Here is a 2251-nt window from a genome sequence, read left to right as displayed (position 1 = left end):
GCCAAGTCCTACACCGGCTACTTCGTCCGCGAGGACTCCGGCATCACCAGCGCCCGCGACCTGGTCGGCAAGAAGGTCGGCATCAACACTCTCGGCGCGCACCACGAGTTCGTCACCCGTGAATGGCTGCACCGGCAGGGCCTGACCGAGGCCGAGATCAAGCAGGTTCAGCTGATCGTGGTGCCGCCGGTCAATACCGAGGAGGCGTTGCGCAGCGGTCAGATCGACGTCGGCGCGCTGAACAGCGTGTGGCGCGAGACCGCCGTCGGGCGTGGTGGCGTGCGCCCGCTGTTCACCGATACCGCCATCTTCGGCGAATTCGATTACGGCACCTATGTTTTCCGCAAGGATTTCATCGCGCAGAATCCGGACGCGGTCAAGGATTTCGTGCAGGGCACAGCCCGCGCGACCCGCTGGCTGCAGATCACGCCGCGCCACGAGGTGATCGCCAAGTTCACCGACATCATCACCAAGCGCGGCCGCAACGAGAATCTGAAACTGCTCGACTACTGGCGCAGCTCCGGCATTCCGGTGCCGGGTGCGGTGATCGCGGACAAGGAGATCCAGATCTGGATCGATTGGCTCGAGCGCAACGGGGAACTGCCCAAGGGCAAGATCGCCGCCACCGATCTGTTCACCAACAAGGACAACCCCTACGCCAACGGTACCTACCAGCCGGCCAGCGGCCCGACCGGAGAGGTGGTTGCCGCGAAATGAGCAGCACCACAGCCAAACTCGCTCTGCGCGGCGTGGGCAAGCAGTTCGCCATCCGTGGCGCGGCCGAGAAGTTCACCGCGATCGACGACATCACGATCGAAGTCGGCGCAGGCGAATTCCTCGTGCTGGTCGGGCCCAGCGGTTCGGGCAAATCCACCCTGCTGGACCTGCTCGGCGGCCTGAGCACACCGAGCTCGGGGCGGATCCTGCTCGACGGCGCACCGATCACCGGCCCCGGCCTCGACCGCGGCGTGGTGTTCCAGCAGTACGCGCTGCTGCCGTGGCGCACCGCCCGCGCCAACATCCAGTTCGGGCTGGAAGCCAAGGGCGTCGCCCGCAAGGAACGCAGGCAGATCGCCGACCACTACCTGGAGCTGGTCGGCCTGGCCGGGTTCGGTGACCGCTATCCGCACGAACTGTCCGGCGGGATGAAGCAGCGCGTCGCGATCGCCCGCAGCCTGGCCTTCGACCCGGAGGTCCTGCTGATGGACGAGCCGTTCGCCGCGCTCGATGCCCAGACCAGGGAGTCGCTGCAGGACGAACTGCTGCGCATCTGGCGTACGACCGGCAAGACCATCCTGTTCATCACCCACGGCATCGACGAGGCCGTGTACCTGGGGCAGCGCGTCGCGGTGCTCACCTCACGACCGGGCCGCGTCAAGGCCGTGATCGACATCGATATCGACCGCACCGGTGACATCGATGTCCGCTCCAGCGAACAGTTCCGCGACTACCGCCACCGCATCTGGACCGAACTGCAGAGCGAGGTCAGCCGGGCCCAGCGGCTCGAGCTCGCCACCGACGACGCCGCCGCGGTCGCGTCCACCGACAGGAGTCCCGCCCATGTCTAGCGCCGTCCCCCTGCTCGTCCGCCCGAGCGAGGTCACCGCCGAACCGCCCGCGCCGCGCGCCATCGCGATCTCCAGGCCCGCCCTTCCGTCGGGGCTCGTCCGCACGAGCGCCACCACCCTGGTGCGCATCACCAAACCCCTGCTGGCCTTCGTGCTGCTGCTCGCCGCGTGGGAACTCGCGCCGCGGCTCGGCGTGGTCGACGAGGTGTTCCTGCCATCGTTCTCGGTGGTGGTGCAGGCCTTCGCCGAACTCACCGCCAACGGGCAACTGGGCGAGCACGTTTCGGCCAGCCTCACCCGCTCGGTCACCGGTTTCTCCATCGCCCTGGTGATCGCGGCACCGGTGGGGATCGCCATCGCCTGGTACAAACCGGTGTCGGATTTCCTGAATCCGGTACTCGAGCTGTTCCGCAACACCGCCGCGTTGGCGCTGCTGCCGGTGTTCGTGCTGATTCTCGGAATCGGCGAGACGTCGAAGATCGCGCTGATCGGCTACGCCACCTTCTTCCCGATCCTGCTCAACACCATCACCGGTGTGCGCACCGTCGACCCGCTGTTGGTGAAATCGGCGGTGTCGCTCGGCTTCTCGCCGATCAGGCTGTTCCAAAAGGTGATCCTGCCCGCGGCGATCCCGTCAATATTCATATTAATAAGGATGGCGGCAGCGGTGTGGATCATAGTTA

General features: G+C 66.3%; 3 protein-coding genes. All 3 read left to right on the top strand.

Going from position 1 to position 2251, the window contains the following annotated elements; translation table 11 throughout:
• Positions 1-717, top strand: a 717-nt coding sequence (locus tag ACFWPJ_RS30860; protein WP_378856747.1) for an ABC transporter substrate-binding protein, incomplete at its 5' end; no start/stop codon positions are given.
• The gene (locus tag ACFWPJ_RS30855) at positions 714-1568 is read left to right on the top strand and encodes an ABC transporter ATP-binding protein (protein WP_378856745.1); all 855 of its coding nucleotides are present in this window, start codon (positions 714-716) and stop codon (positions 1566-1568) included. The genes ACFWPJ_RS30860 and ACFWPJ_RS30855, both read left to right, overlap by 4 nt.
• On the top strand, positions 1561-2251 hold a 691-nt coding region (locus ACFWPJ_RS30850), incomplete at its 3' end, for an ABC transporter permease (RefSeq protein ID WP_378856743.1). The genes ACFWPJ_RS30855 and ACFWPJ_RS30850, both read left to right, overlap by 8 nt.

It is taken from the genome of Nocardia sp. NPDC058497 (assembly GCF_042720195.1).
Classification (GTDB): domain Bacteria; phylum Actinomycetota; class Actinomycetes; order Mycobacteriales; family Mycobacteriaceae; genus Nocardia.
The sequence above is the reverse complement of the archived record's forward strand: the minus strand, read 5'-3'. Positions and strand labels throughout refer to the sequence as shown.

Coding starts and splice junctions, on each gene's coding strand:
- ACFWPJ_RS30855 (WP_378856745.1), top strand. CDS start 714: ATGAGCAGCACCACAGCCAAACTCGCTCTGCGCGGCGTGGGCAAGCAG.